General features: G+C 48.2%; 25 protein-coding genes, 12 tRNA genes and 1 rRNA gene. 2 read left to right on the plus strand and 36 right to left on the minus strand.

What is annotated here, in order from left to right; genetic code table 11:
• Positions 1-76: 76 nt before the first annotated feature.
• The 23 genes from HPT30_RS13040 to HPT30_RS13150 all read right to left on the minus strand — a co-directional run bounded on the left by HPT30_RS13040 (position 77) and on the right by HPT30_RS13150 (position 15,826).
• Positions 77-781, minus strand: a complete 705-nt coding sequence (locus HPT30_RS13040; RefSeq protein WP_175371816.1) for a M15 family metallopeptidase — start codon at positions 779-781, stop codon at positions 77-79.
• Positions 753-1,151, minus strand: coding sequence for a hypothetical protein (locus HPT30_RS13045; protein ID WP_175371817.1), 399 nt, complete (start codon positions 1,149-1,151; stop codon positions 753-755). Before HPT30_RS13045 ends, HPT30_RS13040 begins: the two co-directional genes overlap by 29 nt.
• On the minus strand, positions 1,138-1,338 hold the full coding sequence (locus HPT30_RS13050; protein ID WP_175371818.1) for a hypothetical protein: 201 nt from the start codon (positions 1,336-1,338) through the stop codon (positions 1,138-1,140). The genes HPT30_RS13045 and HPT30_RS13050 overlap by 14 nt, the downstream gene beginning before the upstream one ends.
• 2 nt (positions 1,339-1,340) lie before the next feature.
• Positions 1,341-1,622, minus strand: coding sequence for a hypothetical protein (locus HPT30_RS13055; protein WP_175371819.1), 282 nt, complete (start codon positions 1,620-1,622; stop codon positions 1,341-1,343).
• Between the two features lie 109 nt (positions 1,623-1,731).
• Complete coding sequence (locus tag HPT30_RS13060; protein WP_175371820.1) at positions 1,732-1,950, minus strand: hypothetical protein; 219 nt, start codon at positions 1,948-1,950, stop codon at positions 1,732-1,734.
• A 24-nt stretch (positions 1,951-1,974) separates the two neighbouring features.
• Positions 1,975-2,418, minus strand: a complete 444-nt coding sequence (locus HPT30_RS13065; protein WP_175371821.1) for an XkdW family protein — start codon at positions 2,416-2,418, stop codon at positions 1,975-1,977.
• Positions 2,419-2,433: 15 nt separating this feature from the next.
• A complete protein-coding gene (locus tag HPT30_RS13070; protein ID WP_175371822.1) occupies positions 2,434-3,909 on the minus strand; it encodes a C1q-like domain-containing protein in 1,476 nt (491 codons plus the stop codon).
• 11 nt (positions 3,910-3,920) lie between these two features.
• Positions 3,921-4,532: a putative phage tail protein gene (locus HPT30_RS13075; RefSeq protein ID WP_175371823.1), complete on the minus strand. Its 612-nt coding sequence runs from the start codon at positions 4,530-4,532 to the stop codon at positions 3,921-3,923.
• A gap of 2 nt (positions 4,533-4,534) precedes the next feature.
• Complete coding sequence (locus HPT30_RS13080; RefSeq protein WP_175371824.1) at positions 4,535-4,876, minus strand: hyaluronate lyase N-terminal domain-containing protein; 342 nt, start codon at positions 4,874-4,876, stop codon at positions 4,535-4,537.
• 11 nt (positions 4,877-4,887) lie between these two features.
• A complete protein-coding gene (locus HPT30_RS13085; RefSeq protein WP_175371825.1) occupies positions 4,888-5,910 on the minus strand; it encodes a DUF2793 domain-containing protein in 1,023 nt (340 codons plus the stop codon).
• Between the two features lies 1 nt (position 5,911).
• Complete coding sequence (locus tag HPT30_RS13090; RefSeq protein ID WP_175371826.1) at positions 5,912-6,331, minus strand: phosphoglucomutase; 420 nt, start codon at positions 6,329-6,331, stop codon at positions 5,912-5,914.
• 3 nt (positions 6,332-6,334) lie between these two features.
• Positions 6,335-7,393, minus strand: a complete 1,059-nt coding sequence (locus HPT30_RS13095) for a baseplate J/gp47 family protein (RefSeq protein ID WP_175371827.1) — start codon at positions 7,391-7,393, stop codon at positions 6,335-6,337.
• On the minus strand, positions 7,386-7,820 hold the full coding sequence (locus tag HPT30_RS13100) for a DUF2634 domain-containing protein (protein WP_175371828.1): 435 nt from the start codon (positions 7,818-7,820) through the stop codon (positions 7,386-7,388). Before HPT30_RS13100 ends, HPT30_RS13095 begins: the two co-directional genes overlap by 8 nt.
• Complete coding sequence (locus HPT30_RS13105) at positions 7,817-8,113, minus strand: DUF2577 domain-containing protein (protein ID WP_175371829.1); 297 nt, start codon at positions 8,111-8,113, stop codon at positions 7,817-7,819. The genes HPT30_RS13100 and HPT30_RS13105 overlap by 4 nt, the downstream gene beginning before the upstream one ends.
• A gap of 4 nt (positions 8,114-8,117) precedes the next feature.
• Positions 8,118-9,080, minus strand: coding sequence for an XkdQ/YqbQ family protein (locus HPT30_RS13110; protein WP_175371830.1), 963 nt, complete (start codon positions 9,078-9,080; stop codon positions 8,118-8,120).
• 11 nt (positions 9,081-9,091) lie between these two features.
• The gene (locus HPT30_RS13115) at positions 9,092-9,796 is read right to left on the minus strand and encodes a LysM peptidoglycan-binding domain-containing protein (protein ID WP_175371831.1); all 705 of its coding nucleotides are present in this window, start codon (positions 9,794-9,796) and stop codon (positions 9,092-9,094) included.
• Between the two features lies 1 nt (position 9,797).
• Positions 9,798-11,693: a hypothetical protein gene (locus HPT30_RS13120; RefSeq protein ID WP_175371832.1), complete on the minus strand. Its 1,896-nt coding sequence runs from the start codon at positions 11,691-11,693 to the stop codon at positions 9,798-9,800.
• Positions 11,694-11,889: 196 nt separating this feature from the next.
• Positions 11,890-12,312 (minus strand): phage tail assembly chaperone, encoded by a 423-nt coding sequence (locus tag HPT30_RS13125; protein ID WP_175371833.1) that lies wholly within the window; start codon positions 12,310-12,312, stop codon positions 11,890-11,892.
• Between the two features lie 121 nt (positions 12,313-12,433).
• Positions 12,434-12,898, minus strand: a complete 465-nt coding sequence (locus HPT30_RS13130; RefSeq protein WP_175371834.1) for a phage tail tube protein — start codon at positions 12,896-12,898, stop codon at positions 12,434-12,436.
• 1 nt (position 12,899) lies between these two features.
• Positions 12,900-14,222 carry a phage tail sheath family protein gene (locus tag HPT30_RS13135; RefSeq protein WP_175371835.1) on the minus strand — a complete coding sequence of 441 codons (1,323 nt, stop codon included), beginning with the start codon at positions 14,220-14,222 and terminating at the stop codon, positions 12,900-12,902.
• A complete protein-coding gene (locus tag HPT30_RS13140) occupies positions 14,222-14,398 on the minus strand; it encodes a hypothetical protein (protein WP_175371836.1) in 177 nt (58 codons plus the stop codon). The genes HPT30_RS13135 and HPT30_RS13140 overlap by 1 nt, the downstream gene beginning before the upstream one ends.
• Positions 14,395-14,808, minus strand: coding sequence for a phage tail terminator family protein (locus HPT30_RS13145; protein ID WP_175371837.1), 414 nt, complete (start codon positions 14,806-14,808; stop codon positions 14,395-14,397). Before HPT30_RS13145 ends, HPT30_RS13140 begins: the two co-directional genes overlap by 4 nt.
• A 496-nt stretch (positions 14,809-15,304) precedes the next feature.
• Positions 15,305-15,826 carry an ArpU family phage packaging/lysis transcriptional regulator gene (locus tag HPT30_RS13150; RefSeq protein ID WP_175371846.1) on the minus strand — a complete coding sequence of 174 codons (522 nt, stop codon included), beginning with the start codon at positions 15,824-15,826 and terminating at the stop codon, positions 15,305-15,307.
• A gap of 273 nt (positions 15,827-16,099) precedes the next feature.
• Between HPT30_RS13150 and HPT30_RS13155 the strand changes: the two genes are divergently transcribed.
• Both HPT30_RS13155 and HPT30_RS13160 read left to right on the plus strand, forming a co-directional pair.
• Entirely contained in the window at positions 16,100-16,528 is a 429-nt protein-coding gene (locus HPT30_RS13155; protein ID WP_175371838.1) for a helix-turn-helix domain-containing protein, read from the plus strand.
• Positions 16,529-16,589: 61 nt separating this feature from the next.
• Positions 16,590-17,003, plus strand: coding sequence for an ImmA/IrrE family metallo-endopeptidase (locus tag HPT30_RS13160; protein ID WP_066366350.1), 414 nt, complete (start codon positions 16,590-16,592; stop codon positions 17,001-17,003).
• Positions 17,004-17,265: 262 nt separating this feature from the next.
• Here the strand turns inward: HPT30_RS13160 and HPT30_RS13165 are convergent.
• From HPT30_RS13165 to rrf, 13 genes are all read right to left on the minus strand, one after another.
• Positions 17,266-17,339 (minus strand) — tRNA-Pro (locus tag HPT30_RS13165).
• Between the two features lie 14 nt (positions 17,340-17,353).
• A tRNA-Gly gene (locus HPT30_RS13170) sits at positions 17,354-17,427 on the minus strand.
• Positions 17,428-17,440: 13 nt separating this feature from the next.
• Positions 17,441-17,514, minus strand: a tRNA-Pro gene (locus tag HPT30_RS13175).
• Positions 17,515-17,525: 11 nt separating this feature from the next.
• Positions 17,526-17,602 (minus strand) — tRNA-Arg (locus HPT30_RS13180).
• A gap of 7 nt (positions 17,603-17,609) precedes the next feature.
• Positions 17,610-17,684, minus strand: a tRNA-Gly gene (locus HPT30_RS13185).
• A gap of 5 nt (positions 17,685-17,689) precedes the next feature.
• A tRNA-Leu gene (locus HPT30_RS13190) sits at positions 17,690-17,773 on the minus strand.
• 16 nt (positions 17,774-17,789) lie between these two features.
• Positions 17,790-17,862 (minus strand) — tRNA-Lys (locus tag HPT30_RS13195).
• A gap of 69 nt (positions 17,863-17,931) precedes the next feature.
• A tRNA-Gln gene (locus HPT30_RS13200) sits at positions 17,932-18,006 on the minus strand.
• A 52-nt stretch (positions 18,007-18,058) separates the two neighbouring features.
• A tRNA-Val gene (locus HPT30_RS13205) sits at positions 18,059-18,134 on the minus strand.
• 41 nt (positions 18,135-18,175) lie between these two features.
• Positions 18,176-18,250: transfer RNA gene (locus tag HPT30_RS13210), tRNA-Glu, on the minus strand.
• Positions 18,251-18,259: 9 nt separating this feature from the next.
• Positions 18,260-18,335: transfer RNA gene (locus HPT30_RS13215), tRNA-Thr, on the minus strand.
• A gap of 1 nt (position 18,336) precedes the next feature.
• Positions 18,337-18,412 (minus strand) — tRNA-Asn (locus tag HPT30_RS13220).
• Positions 18,413-18,417: 5 nt separating this feature from the next.
• A 5S ribosomal RNA gene (gene rrf / locus HPT30_RS13225) occupies positions 18,418-18,534 on the minus strand.
• Positions 18,535-18,537: the final 3 nt, after the last annotated feature.

Below are 18,537 nucleotides of genomic sequence, written 5' to 3' on the forward strand. Positions count from 1 at the left end.
ATCTACTTCTATGTAAACGGCTGATACAACAGAATCCTCCGATTCCTGTATCAGCCCTTTGCGTACTATTCATTTTTTAATGATTGCATGTAATCTCCACCGTCTTGGTTAGCGCATCGTAGCCCGTTACCTTGGCGCCCAGTGCTTCGACAAGCACTCGTACCGGCACATAAGTCACTCCTTTATCCAAAAGACCGTCAGCGATTTTAATACCGTTAACTTTTACCGTTGCTAATGTTTTTTCTTCCATAGTCTGCTCCTTCGGTTCCTGCTTCGGAGTGATTATTCGGTATGCGGCTTCCACTGCAGAGTCAGACGGTTGTATTCCAGCTCTTAACTGGGCCAGTGTTAATCCGAAAGTCATTTGTAAATGGGGGTAGTCCTTGAAGCTGGTCCAATCTCCACCCCATTCAAAGCCCAGTCTCTTCCCTTCCTCTGCAACTTCCAGCCAATCTGCTATGTTGTTCCCATTACCGTCCAGCTTCATATCCCATGAGACACTACTCCCGTTCGGTAGCAGCAGCGCGAAGTCCACGGCGAGTCCGTAATTATGGTAGCTGTAACCGCCCTTGGCATTGGTAACAATGGACCCCGGCTTGGTGCGTCCTTGTGCATACAGCGCATCCTGTTCGGCGATGGTACGCAGTCCTTGTGTGATAACAATAGGGATGCCTCGGGCATAACAGCGCTCAATCAATGCCGCAGAAGCGGCAAGGATAACAGGGTGCAGACCGGAGAGCCGGGCTGTCGATTTACTTTTCACCTGAGTCAGTGTCAGCATGATGTCGTTCTTCCTTTCTGTGCACCTTTTTAATATGAAGAAATTGGTCATACGTTCCTGAACGGGTCAACGCAGCCAGAGCCAGCAGTCCTGCTGTCGTTCCTAATTGGGCAAAGATCCATGCGTATTGCAGCCAGCTAAGAAGTTCGGTTATATCCGCTCCGAGCAGCACTGCCACCTGTACCAGTAAGACAATTAGCATTTTGAACGTGTATGCCAGCAGAAAAATAAGCATCGCCAGCATGAACACGCTAACTACACCTTTTTGAAACCGCTCATAGAAATATTCCCTGTGGCAATGAATGATGTACCATGAGCAGGCAATAGCAAGGCTATACAGCAGCAATAGTACGATATCAATCATGTTCATGATGATCCCCTCGATCATAAACTAAATATTTGGCGAACCGGTTGCGGTGGATCTCCTCCTGAATTTCCTGAGAGACGTTCTTATAGTGGCTTATGGTTAGTGTAACGCTGGTTGAGGCCCTGCGAAGCTCCATCTCTTTATGTGCATGCCGGGGGAGAAGCAGCCGCTGAATCCATTGTGACAGCATCCCTAACTCCCCCTGTCTTCCGTATGGTCAATCTTCAATTTCTTGAGTACATCCAGTGTTGGCTGCATGAATTCAGAGCGTTCCTTGTCCAAAATCGCCTGTAGTCGATCCCGGTCCTCTTCGGCCCGGTCCAGCAGTTCCCGGGGCACCAGATTTCCCTTAACAATCGCTCGCAGCAGAACCATGACCACGATCATCAAGATGAATGCCACAATATAAGCGAGGCCATACTTATCGGCCAGTGGCAGCAGCTTCTCCAGTTGCGCAAGATCTCCTTGTTCCATCCGCCCGCTCCCTTCTGTGATGTTGTGTGAATTCCTGTATTGTTGAAAAAGCCCTCGGACGACTCCTCCGAGGGCTTAAAAAAACACGCTCCTGATAAGGGCGTGTTAATTAATGTCCTGAACCACTTTGCTCTGTTCCGAGAGTTTCGGTGAAAGAGATATCGGGACGCTTTTCCACAATCTGCTCTCTGACCAGTTGCTCATTGTCTACCTGCATATTATAGGAATGAATCACATCCTCAATGGGACGCTCTCCCCGATCAAAACGGGTAATGCAGGCATTGGCCATCAGCCGGATTTTGGCAGCAGCGAGTGAATCTGTCGACATGTTGAGTCTCATCTCCTTTCGGTGTTATATACTAAGCAATTCCGCCATAATAACTTCTACGTCCCCAAGACGACCGTGCAAGGATGCATTCTCTGCTCGCAACTGCTCGTTCTCCGTCAACTGCGGAGGCTTGTTCGCTTCAGCTTCCTGATAAGTCTCCCAGGCCGCTTGCAGTTCTTGCTCGGTTGGCTGTGGAGCGTCCAGGTTCCAGGCGGCAATGTATGGGCCGCGCTCTACGATATCGTAGTCTTCGCCTTCGGTTAACCGGTTGTAGTCAATGCCGTACCGGTAGTGCACGCCCTCTACTGATTCCTCGCCGTTTTGTGGTGGCTTGATCTCATAGCGGACACGGCCTTTTTCTTCGGCTCCAGGTCGAAGTACAAGCTCGGGGCCATTGTCTAGTACGATAAAATCCCTCAGTGGATCAGCATAAGGGTATAAGTGCTTGATTGCTACAGCTATATTCATCTATTCTCCTCCATTCTAGGCAATTCTTAAAATACGAACAAAGTTGTATTCCGTGGTTGTCGTAAGGAGTTTTGTGGTACTTAACCAAATAAAAACTTCGGCATAATCTCCAGCTCCCAGAGAGATGGCAGCAGCGCCCACCGCAGAAAAATCAGTACCCGCTCCCATGGTGCTGTCAAAGATTCTCACCTTTCCCGCTCCGCCATTTACCCAAAGCTCTACTATTCCACGGGTTGTACCTTCAATGCCTCCTGTAACACCAATTTGAACGCTGAATAAATACGCTCCCGTGGCACGAGCTATAAAACTTGAAGTTGCGGGATTATATTCTCCCAAGATATCCTGGTACTCCGTTGCAAATGCAACTTTGGTGAAAGTTGCAGGGTTTATGGTCTGCACACCATTTGGACCAGCTTCGGCGCGACTTCTCTGATACCACGTATTATCTCCCCATGGGTTAATAACTCCGCTAGTGATAATACCGCTGTTGACACCAACAGCACCTGCTGGTTGCGTGCCTAATGTATAAATGGCACCAAGGTTTGTATATAAACCAGCAGTAGTATTACCAATACCATTGTTATCTATTGAAGATATCGTAGAATCATTGGCCAGCATCGCTACTGACCGGTTGGAAATAGTGCATTTTGATATGGTTGAAGTCGTACCTCCCTGAACAACAATCCCCTCACGGCTCCCCGATGCGATAACTACACAACTGTCAAAATCAACCTTTCCGCTATCATCCGCCGTAAAGCCGATTGAATTTGCTGAGGTGGCTTTAAATCCTTTCACTACTACTCGGTGACAGCGGTTTGCTTTAAATGACTGTATCGATGTTTCTGGTACGCCTACAAAGTTGACATACCCCTTGCCTGTGATACCCTCAATCAGAACTGCTTCCGCATAAGTACCCGAAGCCACATTAACAGTGACTGTGTGATTAACCGTCTGTGGAATCACACTGACTGCCTTACCAATCGTCCTAAACGCCCCACCCGCCGTATTCGCCAACCCATTATTATTATCATTACCATCCGTCCGCACATAGTACGTAATATCCGCCGTCGTCTGCTGCGGCGTAGTCGTCAGCAACGGACGCGCATTAAGCTGCCCCTGAATCCCACTGGTCACACCATTCAGATAGCTGAATGCCGTATTGGATACCACACCTGTCCCGATCTTCGAGGCATCAATGCCCGCTGCCGCATTCACATCGGAATTGACAATCACCCCCGGCGCGATCGCTGTCACACCGTCCCCATTACTTGTCACATCACCTGTATGATTGGGATGCACATAATTGTTAGCCCCCGCAGCAACGCCATTCAGCTTCGCCTTATCCGCAGCCGACATCCGCCCGTTCTCCGTAGGGGAGGCAAGCTTCACGACCTCAGTGTCCAGCTTGTCCATATTCCCGTTAAGATCGGCTATATCAACGTAATCCGTGCCCTCAGGCTTTTTCAATCCTAAATTCCCTGTTGTCTGCATGTGTCACTCTCCTATCTATAAGTTCTTAATTGGTTCCATGTTTTGATTGCAGCTGTGTTCCATTTGAGAGCTTTGAGCGACTCCCACCAGGTATAGGTATAGACAAATGAGTAACTCAGATGCGCAGGCTTGATCTCCTCGATCATCTGTATGAGCCCCGCCATATTCTGTGGAACGCCGAGTGTACCGACGAAATGCACCTCAAAGCTGTACTCATTCGGTACCTCTACAACCTTTACATCCCCTCCAGAAAAAGCAGACGCCGTCCGCCTGATCATCTCCGGGGTCGTGGTTCCATTGCCCCGCCGCTTCGCTACAATCATCTCTCTACGGCTGGCATAGGACTTTGACGTGTCCGTGCTGAGCCCAAGCTCCTTCTCGAAGCGCCACAGCCCCCAGGTAGCAGACTCTACCACCAATTGTGCGGCACTATCTTCTATCGCATATATAAGCTGCCCGCACTCCACAGCCTGGCTTTTCTGGAGCTCTTCCATTTCCAGAACACCCAGGTAGTAGTCCGGCAGATAACTCATCAGATCGGGTATATTGAAATCAGGGCCTTCTTGAACCGGCTTTTCAGAAGAAAAGCTGATCGTGCCGTATAGATGCTCACCATAAGCCATAGCTATACCCCCTTAAGCTGATTCCATTTCAGCGGTCCCTTAGGCATATATTCCGAATGGGTATGGGAAGCAGGTGGAAATACTGAGGGTTTGCCATCGATGCCAGCCCACGGGACGCTATCTGCTACTTGTGCAAAGTCGACTTTCCCATTGTTGTTTGTATCGTAGATGCTTTTCAGCATGTCCCCGGTGCTTTGAGCTGCCACGAGCAGTACATTCCCACTGTTCGCCGTACCAATATACAGCTTGCCGGAATCAGTGCAAAACCCCAACTCGCCTGCAGCCAGCGTACCCAGCGCGTTTTCCAAACCACGGCGAATTTGAATCAATGTCTTTCGCGCCATTTTATCGCCTCCTAGAAAGTGCCGCCATCGATGCTAGCTACCATAAGCCTATTGCTGTTGGAAGGGTCATATACAATACTGGTACCATCCACATTTGCAGATACGCCGCCAGCATCTACAGTGATCCCTTTGCCCGCTGTGACTGAAATGCCATTGGTATTAACCGCAATGCCGTTACCACCACCTATATTAAGGGTTACTGTATCGGCCTGCCCGCCCCCGGTTAATCCATTACCGGCTGTAATTGTCTGCAAAGCTCCTCCAGTACGTACCCAGGTCGTGCCGTTCCAGCTATATATTTTCTGTTCGTCGTCCACATACGCAGTCCAGCCTACATCGGGTGGATAATACGTCCAGACAGAAGATTGGTATTCTACGATCTGGTTTGTTTTTCCCGCCCAGCTCCCCTTTGCCCCGGATGGGATAATGAACCGGTCAGCTTCCACCGGATTTGTCGGGGGAGTGGCTACGTTCTGACTTTTTACAGAAGCCTGGGGTTCAATATTACGCTTAGCTAACTCAATCTCGTTCCTAATTTTCTGAGCAGACCACAGATCCGTATTGGCATTGCTTGTATCATTGATAACCCGGTGCTTGGCCGTATCGTCGATATGGGTCTTGATCTCTGCAGCGGTTTTCACATTGGTGCCATCTGACACTTTGTTGATATGTCCGCCGCTAACGTCTGTCTTCAGCACTTTGGCATAGGTCGTGCCATCTGCAATATCATCGAGCGTGCCGGTTAAATCGCTGAGCTTCTGAGGATTGACCCGCCGCCAGGCAGAGCCATCATCGGTGTACAAATAACCGTTATTCGTTCCGCTCGTCACATAATATAGTCGTCCTGCTACCCCGGCAACAGGCCTTGAAGCTTCCGGACCGGACAGCGCCCGGCCAACCATGGAGTTGGAGGCACCATCACCGATAAAGACCTCCTTAGTATCCAAGCAGAACCCAAGCTCACCAGCCTTTAGTACCCCATAAGTAGTCAGTTCTGCCTTTGTTCCCCGTTTAATTTGTATCGTCTGTGCCATGTTACACCTCTCTTCTAAATGTTCCTCCGTCAATCCGGCCATGCTCTTTATAACGTTCCACTTCACTCTGGACAGCTGTCAGACCACTCTGAAGAACATTGATGTCCTCCGCTTCCACCGTGTCGCCAGGAGTTTCATAAGTGACATAGGCTTCAGAGACATTGGCATTGGCAAAAATTTTGATCATACGCTGCCATGGAGCATCATCGGGAAAAGCCACCGTAAAATTCCGCAGTTCCTCACCGCTATAACGTGGCCCCGAATAAACCGTCAAACTCTGATTATTAATATTGTCATGAGCAAGAGGTCCATCATATACACCATTAACAAGCGTTAATTTCTCTTCAATTAAATAGCTTCCGCCATTTGGCTTTTTATTAAGTTTATTCTTGAAAGTATCAATCCCGTCCGGATATCCCACCCCCTACACCCCCAGCGCGACATTGCCGAACAGCGGAACTTCCTCTGCATCAAGCGGTACATTTCCCGTCCCGTTATTAAGCTTCAGCTCTGTGTAATCCACAATTCCCTCCGTATTTAGCAGCAAAGCACCAATCACCGACTGACTGATATAGGTAGAGGCAAAAGCTTTATCCTTGCGATATTTTTCCAATACAGCAGCAAACTCAGCATTCACCGCCTGCAAGGTATACCCCGCAGCAAGTGTGACTTTAGCCTGAATATTGATGTTCTTGCCTACGGCTGGCGCTACTGTCACAACGGCTCCGACAGGGGCCTGTCCCTCTCCTTTGCCAGGTACCGGATCGATATGCTCTTGGACTTTTGCTACCAGCAGCTGAGAAGCAGGTTTCTTGTCAGCATCCACAATGACGACCTTTACCGTTTTGGGACCCGACCACAGTGGAAAAACACGCGCTCCCCCCACCCCGGAAATCTGCTGTGCCCACTCCATATAATGATATTTATTCCCGCTGGTCGAAGGCCGTCTTGCCGCATCGAAATAACGCTCACGCAAAGTTTCGTCATCCTCGGCATCCTCGCCGGGAATCAGCAGCGCCGTAATCTCTCCCTTCGCCAAATCAGCAATATAATCCACTGGCAGCAAGGGCCCGAAATAACGATTGCCTACCGCACCAGCCGTTTCACATTCCAAACGATAGACACCAGGTGATAATTTCTGTGTAGCCGTGTAGTTTAACATCTCTAGCGAAAACCTACTGCCAATTGGCACCTCTTGGGGCTCTCCTTTATGGTTAGAAAAAACACCCTGAAGCTCCGCCTTACTAGCCGCTCGCCGTTTAATCCCTAACCAGGCAATACAGCGATCCAGATATTCACCGCTAGCAGTATCGGCAAAATGCAGATTGGTATTCAACGCAAGCTCCATGTACATCTGGGCCATTTCGGCTGCTGCCGGGGCCAGTGCATCATAAATAATGCTGCCTTCCCGTTTGTCCAGACCATTCGGTACCCGGGCTAACATTCGTTCCAATAACGCTTCAAAGCTCTGTTCCTTAGCCATCTCCATTCATCTCCTTTCTGACCCGGAAGCTGCCATAGCTCGTTACTACAGTGCAGCTTACATCCAGATTGTCTCCGTTAAAAGCAATGCTCAGCTCTTCTACCCCGGTAATCCGGTCATCCTGAAGCAGTGCTTCTGTTAAAATACGCCGGAGTTCCGCCCGAACAAGCAGCCGGTCTTGCCCCAAGACCAAATTCCACTCCGTACCATAGTCGGTACTGTAGATCAGGTGCTCATAGCGAAGCGTATTCAGTATTTTGGCTGCGGCCTGTTTGACTGCCTCCAGTCCATCCGTGTGGCTGCTAATGCGTTTGCGCTCCCAATCCATCCGATAGGTTAGACTGGGCATTTCCACAGTTTCAGAAGTGAACGGCGTTTCTTCAACGGCAGCGGTAATCGGGCCCTCTTTTCCAATCTCAGGGATCATGACGGGTTCACCAGCCTATCCAGTACAACATAGCTCTGGCCGCCCTGCATCCGCACCATCAGCACCCGGTCTCCAGCAGCAAGCCCGCGCCGCAGTATCACTTCCTGGCCGTTTAACTGGATCTTACTTTCAATGACCGATTCCGGAAGAACCAAGGCATTACCTGTTAAAATAAACCGCTGATCCACCTGGATCTGAAGCGGAGCCGTCCCTGTGACGAGCCCATACGAAAAAGCCACCGGATTGGTGCTTCCCACCGCGCCGAGGCTCGCTTTTTTAATAATATCCAACATTTTATTACACCACCTTAATATCCAGAGACATGGTATGCTCATCGCCGGAGATTTTGTGCGTACACTGGTCCACCAGAAATAACTGAGTTTTGAGCTCATCCAGCAGCACATAAATGAAATTTCCCGCCCGCACACGAAGATCTCCAAGTGACTGCACAGAGAGGCTGAGGCTTTCCCGGTTGTGCAGCTTCAATAGATTGTTCGCTTTCTCCATATTCTGCGCGGCATTGGACTTGTCGTCTGCTTTCTGAAATAGCCGTAAAATCCCCCAGCGTGCCACATTATCCTTGTCAGTCACTGCAAAAGGCTCCCGCTGGCCACTCTGCTCATTCTCCTGGTAGAGAACAATCGTGTTGTACGTATCGTCATCGATGCTCTTTTTCAAAGAGTACTCATACAAGGAGTGTCCATCTCCCAAAATCAGATTAAGCAGCATCGAATTCGGACTTCGCAGAGTTAACTTGCCAAAATCATCGTAAAAAGCCATCAGCTTCCCTTTATACTGCAGCTCACTCCCGACAGCGCCCATGATAATATCAAGCAGCTTTTTATCCGGCTCAATTAATGAAGGAATACGATAATCCGTCTGCTCCAGCACGCCAATCTGCAGCCCGTAATCCTTGGCGATTTTGTCAATTACATCACTCGCGGTAGCATCCTGAAAAACATAGGTTCCGTTCCCCAACAAATACCGGGTCTGATCATACGCCGTCAGCTTGATCTCCTGATTTGAACCCGTACTTATACTGAAGACAAAACCATAGAACACATTGACCCCGTCTTTTCGAAACTGCACAATATCTCCGTTTTTGATCCCAAATTTGGGATGCTGGTAGATTCCGCTATTGATCAAAGTAAGCTCCAGCGTCGCCGGTTTGCCGGTACGAGCTGTTTTCCAGGAGATATCCGATACAATTTTGGAGAGATCCCACACCCTGCCCTCCTTGTTCTTTAAAAGCAGCTCCACAGTATCCCTCCTTATGGCATCTTAAGGACTTTCCCGATCGGCAGTTTCCTTAGCTGGCTATCGGGGATGCCGTTAAGCTTTTGAATAATTGTGTACTTCTGCCCGTCACCTAGCACCTTTTTCGCGATTTTCCATAGATTATCTCCCGCTTTCATGGTGTAGGTGGAGGGCTGCTTTTTATCGCTGGGCCGCTGCTGCTCCTTCTTGACTTGGCCTTTTTTATCGACCTTAATTGGGAGCGCTTGGTAGAACACATATTTCTTCAGCGACAGTGAAAACTCGATGTCTCCCGAACTGCCAGCTACCAGCTTCCAACTGAAGTTCTCAATGCTCATGGCCATGTTGACCGCAAAATCACTGGACTCCCTCGGGTCCCGGCTCTGCTCTCCCGCCCTGAGTCCGGAAAAAATAAAACGGATGGGGCGCCTGGTCTCCATCCATTTCTTGATCAGCTCCACATATTCAAATGGCCGCCGCAGTCGGTTGGGCCCTTTCTCCGGTACAAGCACAAAGGGGTACCGCTGCGCCGGAAAAATACTCTCAATCGTAATCTCCGTCAGTTTCGGATACGATATCGCATTTATTTCCCCGAAATCCACGATCGTATAGCTTTTGCCGTCGCCGGATTCCTTCATTTCCAGCGTCTCCGGGTTCACCGGGAGCCGGAAAATCTCCTGCATGTTATTGAAGCTTAAGAAAAAACCATACTCTTCCACGTTACGTGTACACCCCCTGTGCCGTCGAGATGAACTCTTCGTTCAGCTTTTGCCCGATTTTATTGATAATCGTATCAATATCACCGGCATTGTTGATGTTCCCTGTCGTTACCTGCACGGTTGGCGTCAGCTCCACAAAATTCTGGATCGCCTGAATCTCCGCCAGCTCACGCATCATCTTCAAGTCTTCACTGGAGATGTCGACGGTGTCATTGATTTTGCCGACTTCACCAACCTTGTTGATGTCGGGGGAAACATTATCGGCAGGACTTTTAATTCCGGGCGTTGCACTCTTTGAAGTATAATCTTTCAAACTAACTTTCGTATCAAATTTATCTGTGACCTTCTTGGCCCTTTGCGCATAGTCGACCATAACGGCTTGAGGGTCTTTATACTCTTTCTTTTTAGTATCATAAACTGGTTGATTACTTGTGGGCGCCTCTAACTTTCCTCTTTGCTTCAGAATCAAATCACTGAAAACGTGAGGATTTTTGGTATCAAGATAATTTATCTTGATATTAGCTAAGGACCCAAACCCCGGAATATTGCTTAGGAAATCCGTTAAATTTTTGAATTTCTTTAAAGCGGCGTTGATTGCATCTGCAATGATCTTAACGAATCCCCCCGCAAAATTCTCCGTACCCAATGCCATCTTATAGAACAAGTCCAGAACACCAGTAGCCAAGTCGTAGAATAGCTTTTTTGCCGCATACGTCGGATCCAAAAACAGATTTCGGAAGAAATCAGCAAATGAGATAAACGCGTTGTAAAGATAAATTATTATATTCTGGATAAACACATTTAACCAGCCAAACGCCGCAGCCACGACAGAGACTATCTCCTCCGTAGAAACGCCTGCTTGTTGAAGACAATATATAAGCAAAGCGATTGCTGCCACAAACAGCAGTATAGGCAAGTTAGTTACCAGCCAAGCAGCTGCAAGACTATACACCTGTCCAATCATAGCTGCTAATAATACAAAGGCTATTGCTCCAAGGATCGGTCCTATAACATCCCAGTTCTGTTGCACAACCGTAGCCATATACATTAGTCCTTCAACTACCATGCTGATGACTGTTGCAATAACCATGAATATATTAGCCATGAAATTCATAGCAGCAACCATTTGATCCGATTGAAAGGCTGTGTTCAGCATATCAAGTGCAGGACGCAGGGCTTCAATTGCTTTTTGTCCCATTGAACCAACAACATTGGTTGTGCTCTTTTGAATGTTCGCCCACTTCTTCTTATCCTCATCAGTTGCATTCGGTTTTATTATTTTCTCACCCAAGGATTTTACTTTACCAAATAGTTTACTGATGTCCAAAGAAGCAACCAGCTTGGCTATAAATCCCGACTTTTTGTCTTTGTCTTTGTCTTTATCTTTGTCTTTCTTTGAATCCTTTTCTTTTTCCTTTTCTTTTGACTTTGATCTCTTTTTCTTTGAGTTCACTACCTCGGAGTCTTCGGATGAACTACTTACATCCTTTGTCTCTTCCTTTTTGTTCTTGGTATGCCCAACAACCTTTTCCCCCATATTGCTAGTTGCCTTAAAACCACTGACATCCAGAGCTTTCATGATCTTTTGTATTTTACTTATCAGACCCTTTTTCGTCTTCGGAAGACCACTGTCAGCTGAATTGTCAGCTAAAACACGATTTACATTCCCTGTTTTTCCAGACATATGGTCTGCCATTTGCTGTGAACGCATGAAGCCCTCCATAAAGGACTTGTTTTTCTCCTCATAGATTCGCTCTAAGATCTTCTGAAGGTTTTTCAATGAGTCACCGGACTGATCAAAGTTTTGATTCAATCGCTCCCATTGTGCGTTTACATTCTGCCAGACCGTTACTGCAGTTACCGGAACCAGTGCTGTACTTGTCACTGGATTTTCCACATTACCACCTCCTCCACCTATCTCTTCCTGGCCCTGCTCTTCGCCTGTTCCCGCTTCTCCTTCTCCACCCTGACAGCGATCATCGCGTAGATCGCCGCCCGTTCGCGGGGGGAGAGCTTCATCAGCTCGTGCGGCAGGATATGCAGCTCGTGGAGGGCGTAGTAGGCTAAGTTAGCCTCACCGTCGCCCTCGTTGATTAGTTTTTTACTTCATCCACCAGCTCGTTCATATCCGTGGCGAAGCCATTCAGGGCCTGTACCCGCTCTCCGAGCGCAGCAAATTCACCAGGAAGCAGCATTTTCCGCAGCAGCGATTCCGCACCCATCACCCCATAGGAACGCTGAAGCTCAGCATTTCGCAGGTCCGGATGAACGACACTGGACGTCATCAGCTTCGCCATATACTCATTGGGGTCAATATCCGTTGTATAGACGCCATTTTTCCCTTTGATCTTACGGGTTGCCGCCTTACGGCATTCCTGATTCTCGTCTTCAGTCATGCTGCGCAGCTTCCAGGCCACGGCACTCCCCTCTTTATCCTTGAAACGCTGAGAGACCACAAAATCCTCTGTCGTATCGCATGCTGCATTTTGGGCAAAAAACAAACTTAATTCGCTCATATTAATCCTCCTAAGTTGGTTGTTATGATGTACTTTCCAATAAAAACGGACAGAGAAGAGACCCGTCGTGTAATCACGCCCGGGCCTTACCCGCTCTTATCCATAATTAGTAGAATTGCTATTACTGACCAGCAGGTGTAGCAAAGGCCTGAGCAATCTCTACGTCTTCAAACGTAAAGCTCACTTCTTCCTCCAGCGCATCCGACTCGGTATCCAATGAAGCCATGATGACACTGTCCAGGTTTACACCCTTCAGCACAATACGCTGCGCTCCCACACTGGAAGACGGATCATGGTTCGTAACTTCGATGTCAAAATACTGATCCACACCAGTCTTCATGTAATCCAGCATCATCTGACGGAAACGGCTGGTCATGTAGAAAATGGTCATCGATCCGCTGCCGGACCAACCCGTCGCTTTATGCTGCACCCCGCGGCGGCCCAGCGTTTTCACTTCCGCCTTTGTTTTCTCGACGGTGGCCTCCAGCGTCTTCACATAGAACATCTCTTCCGTCTGTGTGCCAATCACGGCATATGCACGGCCCTCTTGGCCGGAAATTGTATCGCTAGCTTTCAAAAATGCCATCTTAAACCACCTTCACTTTCATATATACTTTTTCTACGGAATCCACCGGCTTCACTGCAACTTCCAGCACAATGCTGTCACTGTCGCTTCCTGCAACAACCACTACATCAGTCTGCGCATTGAAAGCTTCAATCGCCCCGATATTCTGGAGATCGTTCATGTAGCTTACACACTGGGACCAGAACAGCGCACGGCCATCCTCATTGTTAGCCACCTTACCAACAAAGTAATGTTCAAAAATAGATTTGAGATCGTTCGCGATTCCATCCAGTACCCGCAACACACGGTTTTTGGAGAATGCTCTGGCTTTATCCGGGGAGAAAGCCGTAAAGGTGTTAATATCCTGTTCCACTACCGCCCGGCCGCTGCTAAATGTGAAGAGCAGATCGCCGTTCAAGAGGGCAGCCGTCGTCTCGGAATGACTCAGACGAATGTCGGCATCCACTGCATCGTCATACGCTTGGTACGTCAGCGATTCATTAACCGCCGCTGCAGCCGTAGCACCTGCCACCCAGGCGACTGCTGCTGTCTTGTCCACAATGGTACCGTCAGCGAGCACAACGCCATTTTTCACACTGATAACACCCTCATGGCCAGCCGTAGCATAATCCGACAGTACCGCTTGCACCTTCTTACCTTCCGTATCGCGCAGGCGCTTCACAAAGGAAGTGTAGAGCCCTTTCAGCGCATTATCTTGGGAGAGCAAACCTACAGTCTGGAAATCCTGAACCTCCAGAGCCGACAGGAAATTACTGTGCTCCTGATTGGTTACTGTGCCATTCGTACCACCTGTCAGCGGCAGTGCAGCCGTCAGCTTCAGACCCTCTGTACCGTTCACCTGGAATTTGACCCAGGCGCTTGCGACCAGTTCCTCGGCTTTGGCAACGGTTTGCTTGTCCACTTCAGAGCCATCCAGCAGCGTCTTCACGTCGAAAAGCGTGTTGTTCTCAATATTCTTTTCGATCACAAGGGTAAGATCATTCCCCCGCTCGCCGCTGTATTTAGCCGTTGCTTGCAACCCGCTGCCGGTAATAGCCGCTTTTACACCGTCATTCAGACGATACAATAGCAGCGTACCCGCACGTTTCAGCACTTCACGAACCGGCAGCAGCGCCGGATGGCTCAAGCTGTGACCCAATAGTTTATAAATATCATCTTGAGGCGTAAACTTCAGAAGGGTTCCGGATGGACCCCATGGCAGTGTCAGGGCCAGCGCTGTAATACCGCGTTCACCCATTTTACCAATCGCGCTTTGTTCCGAAGCTACGTTCACGTACACCCCAGGGCGCACCTTATTTTGTGTTGTCCATGTTCCACCAGCCATTAAATAACCTCCTTATTTAAGAAAAGCTCCATCAATTGTTGTGCTTCTTCCAGCGAATAACGTTGTTCCTCTTGCAAAATAACATCCAGTACATCCTTTTCCTTCGGTGTGAACCGGGAAGACTTCATTATCTGTTCTTTTCCAAACACATTACTATCTGCCTGATTTGTCGTCATTTCAATCGTTCTCCTCCCGTCATCTGGCCCATCTTCACGGCCTCGGCCTGTTCCTGATGGAGATACACCATGTAATCCGCAGTAAAAAGAGGAGCTTTACCCTCTGTCCCGGCTTCCCAAGCCTGACGCACCACACGATATACACCGCTCTCTTTCTCCATCGCAGCCAGCGCTTCACTCAGCTTATCAGCCATACGTTCAGCCTCCAGCGGGCTTGCTTTTTCATAACGGATACCGAAGCGGTACACTGCCAGATACCTGTTCTCACGCTGCCGGTCATACGTAGCCGAGATGAGCCCGGGTTGAAAGTACGGCGTCTGCGGCTTGTCCCCCTCAACATATACAGGAACGTCCGGAAAATGACGCTGCAGCACAGCAGTAATAAACTCCCGCAGTTGTTGTACGCTCATCGTTACGTTCCTTCCCTGACCGCAATCGGCGGTTCTTTCATGTCATCAATCTTCAATGCTATGAACAATTCATCCCTCCCGTTCCTGGATAAACAAAACGGATACAGTCCTTATAGCAGGAACTCTATCCGTTTAAGACTATGGCAGCTGAGCCAAGAAACTTTTCACCGCGCTCTTAGTGTTTCAGCCTTGCTGGCCTGATGTGTAGTGGAGCATTCATGCTCCTGCGGTGTCCTTTTGCTTCATTTGCCATGTTATAATCATACCCCCTTATTTCGTGCACAGAGACGGTGTTAAGGCGAACTTCAGCAGAGCTTACGGATGGAATAGAGTGGTTTTTAGTTGGGAACACTTGTTCTGTTTTTTCGCGTATAGAAGTATTAAGCGAGCAGACCTAACATATAAAAAAGCTGTACCACCCACATTACGGATGATACAGCTTCTATAGATTTAATAGTTTCAATAAACTGTGAACCCAGGTTCCTTTTTGGGATCTTTAGAGGTGGCCGATACTCTCTAAGGAGGATCCACCTCTTTCTAGCTTCGGCGACTTTGACGTAACTTTTAACAGAGAATCCAGTGACAGCAGCCCAAGGTCAGTTAATGCCAGCGCCATTTTATAAAAAGCCTTGGAACGTATCTTTACATATGTGTCCTTGCTAACGGGTGGATCAAACACATGATTGTATATGGTGTAATCGTACATCTCATCTCTTCTCATGTACCGTTCCCGTACCAGCTGCTGCTCTCTTGTGTCCAGCCTGTCCACCACCGTGTCGATTGCGGCGCAATAAGCTCTACGAGCTGCGGGCACATCCACATTATGTGTGGCGAGCGCTGCCGTCTGATCTGTAATAGCGTTCGTAGGTCCATGAAAACGTTCGGTATAGGAATAAGTGATACTTGCTTCCTTAGCCTCAAAGGTAACGGTTTTGAAAATACGGTATTTCTCCAGCATACTTTCTATAGTGATCTGTGTCCGGCGACGGTCCAGTTCAGGTAAAGAAGATAGGTTCAGCACAGCATACACTCCTTTGCATTATAGTTGCAGTATTTCTCCAAGATTTGTGGTAAAATTCTACTTGTTCGCATTTTGTTCGCCTTTTTCAATAATATACCACCTCTCTTCCAATTCCGTAAAATCCGATTTAAGGCTATATAGGCCGGTTAATAGCTACTTTTCATCACTTATCTTGCCTTTTGGCAATAAACCATTCTTTGTTGTTTACCTCTTGGCAAAAATGGCTTATATTATTTACAGCAGCTAACAGTGCAGAAGGAGTGGGTAGTGATGGAACAAGAATTTGGCCGTTTTTTAAAAGAGCTTCGCGAACAAAGAGGACTAACCATCAATCAATTGGCATCTGCAGCAGGTATCAGCGGTTCACAAATCTCACGGATCGAGAATGGTCTGAGAGGCATCCCGAAGCCGGCAACCCTACGCAAGATCGCTGAAGCAACAGGATGTTCTTATGAGGAGCTGATGGAGCGTGCAGGGTATTTACAAGATCAAGGTGCTGCTGAAGCTGAAATCGTCCCTGAATGGGCTACAAACAAGGACAAGCGTGACTTCCGCAAAATGCTGGAGGATGACGGTGAATTGATGTTCGATGGTATTCCACTGGATAGGGAGGACAGACAGAGGATTAAAGACGTGCTTACGGGGTTGTTCTGGGAGGCCAAACAAATGAATAAGCGCAAAAAGCCCAAACAGGATTAAGTGTTCGAGACTTCCCTAGGATAAAATAACAAATACACTAAACGTACTGCAGGTGAAGACAATGGATGAATTGATTAATAATCTGATTAAAAAATATAAGACCAACTGCCCCTTTGAAATTTCCAGAGCACTTGGTATTCACATTCGTTTTATGAATCTGGGGACAGGTACGAAGGGATTATATTATCGAAAATTAAGAAGAAGATTTATCGTCATTCATAATGAACTGCCTGTAGAATGGCAGCGATTCGTTTGTGCGCATGAACTGGGGCATGATCGGCTTCACAAAGGTATTAACCGTTTTTTCCTGGAAGAGAACTCTTACTTCGCCCCTGGTAAGCTGGAGAGGCAGGCGAATGCCTTTGCGATCCAACTGCTGACGGCCAATACTGCGCCAGAACAGGACGAATCACATCAAGGCTACTACCAGAGATTAGGGATCCCACCGGAGGTACGACTATTTTTGCAGGATTAATTAGAATGTACACTTCGTCATCCCCATCTACCAGTCAATTACATAGATCTGTCCTGCCGATCAGATGATTGATAATTCAGCTTAACTGTATAACTTTGCAACCTCCAAGCTTGTTTAAGCTTCTTTAGGCTTGTTTAGGCTTCGTTTTTTTACTTCTCTAAGCTTTTTCATAGTTGCAGTAATTATGCACACCTCTCGTGATTAGCAAAAGTTAAACAACAAAAAAACTCTTACCAGAGTAAGAGTAATTAGCAATTAAGTATCGGGATGACACGATTTGAACATGCGACCCCCTGGTCCCAAACCAGGTGCTCTACCAAGCTGAGCTACATCCCGAAAGTATAAGATTATGGAGCGGGTGATGGGAATCGAACCCACGCTATCAGCTTGGAAGGCTGAAGTTCTACCATTGAACTACACCCGCAAAAAATTTAAAATCGGGATGACACGATTTGAACATGCGACCCCCTGGTCCCAAACCAGGTGCTCTACCAAGCTGAGCTACATCCCGATAATATAAAATGGCGCGCCCTGAGAGATTCGAACTCCCGGCCTTTTGATTCGTAGTCAAACGCTCTATCCAGCTGAGCTAAGGGCGCAAAATTATGGAGCGGACGACGGGAATCGAACCCGCGACCCTCGCCTTGGCAAGGCGATGCTCTACCGCTGAGCCACGTCCGCATAAGTGGTGCGCGTGAAGGGACTTGAACCCCCACGTCGTTAAACGCCAGATCCTAAGTCTGGTGCGTCTGCCATTCCGCCACACGCGCATAATACTAATAAAAGTGAGCCATGAAGGACTCGAACCTTCGACACCCTGATTAAAAGTCAGGTGCTCTACCAACTGAGCTAATGGCTCATAAGTCAGGTGCATCCGATGAATACTCGGACTTTCACCAAAGCTTAACTTCACTCGTTTAGAGTGAAATGGCTGGGGATATAGGATTCGAACCTATGCATGACGGAGTCAAAGTCCGTTGCCTTACCGCTTGGCTAATCCCCATTAATGGATACCTATATATTATCCAATATCTCCTCAGTTATGAAGACGATAATGGTGGAGGCTGAGGGGATCGAACCCCCGACCCTCTGCTTGTAAGGCAGATGCTCTCCCAGCTGAGCTAAGCCTCCATATGTATAGTAACCCTTGATGGGTAACGATAAGTAAAAATTGGTGACCCGTAGGGGATTCGAACCCCTGTTACCTCCGTGAAAGGGAGGTGTCTTAACCCCTTGACCAACGGGCCTTAAACTTGTGGAGCTCTCAACCGGATTCGAACCGGTGACCTCTTCCTTACCATGGAAGCACTCTACCTACTGAGCTATGAGAGCATGGCTCCCCGAACAGGACTCGAACCTGTGACAACTCGATTAACAGTCGAGTGCTCTACCAACTGAGCTATCAGGGAATACTGCTTGGCGGCGTCCTACTCTCCCAGGACCCTTCGGTCCAAGTACCATCGGCGCTGGAGGGCTTAACGGTCGTGTTCGGGATGGGTACGCGTGGAACCCCTCCGCCATCGCCACCAAACGG

This window comes from Paenibacillus agri, from assembly GCF_013359945.1.
GTDB lineage: Bacteria > Bacillota > Bacilli > Paenibacillales > Paenibacillaceae > Paenibacillus_AQ > Paenibacillus_AQ agri.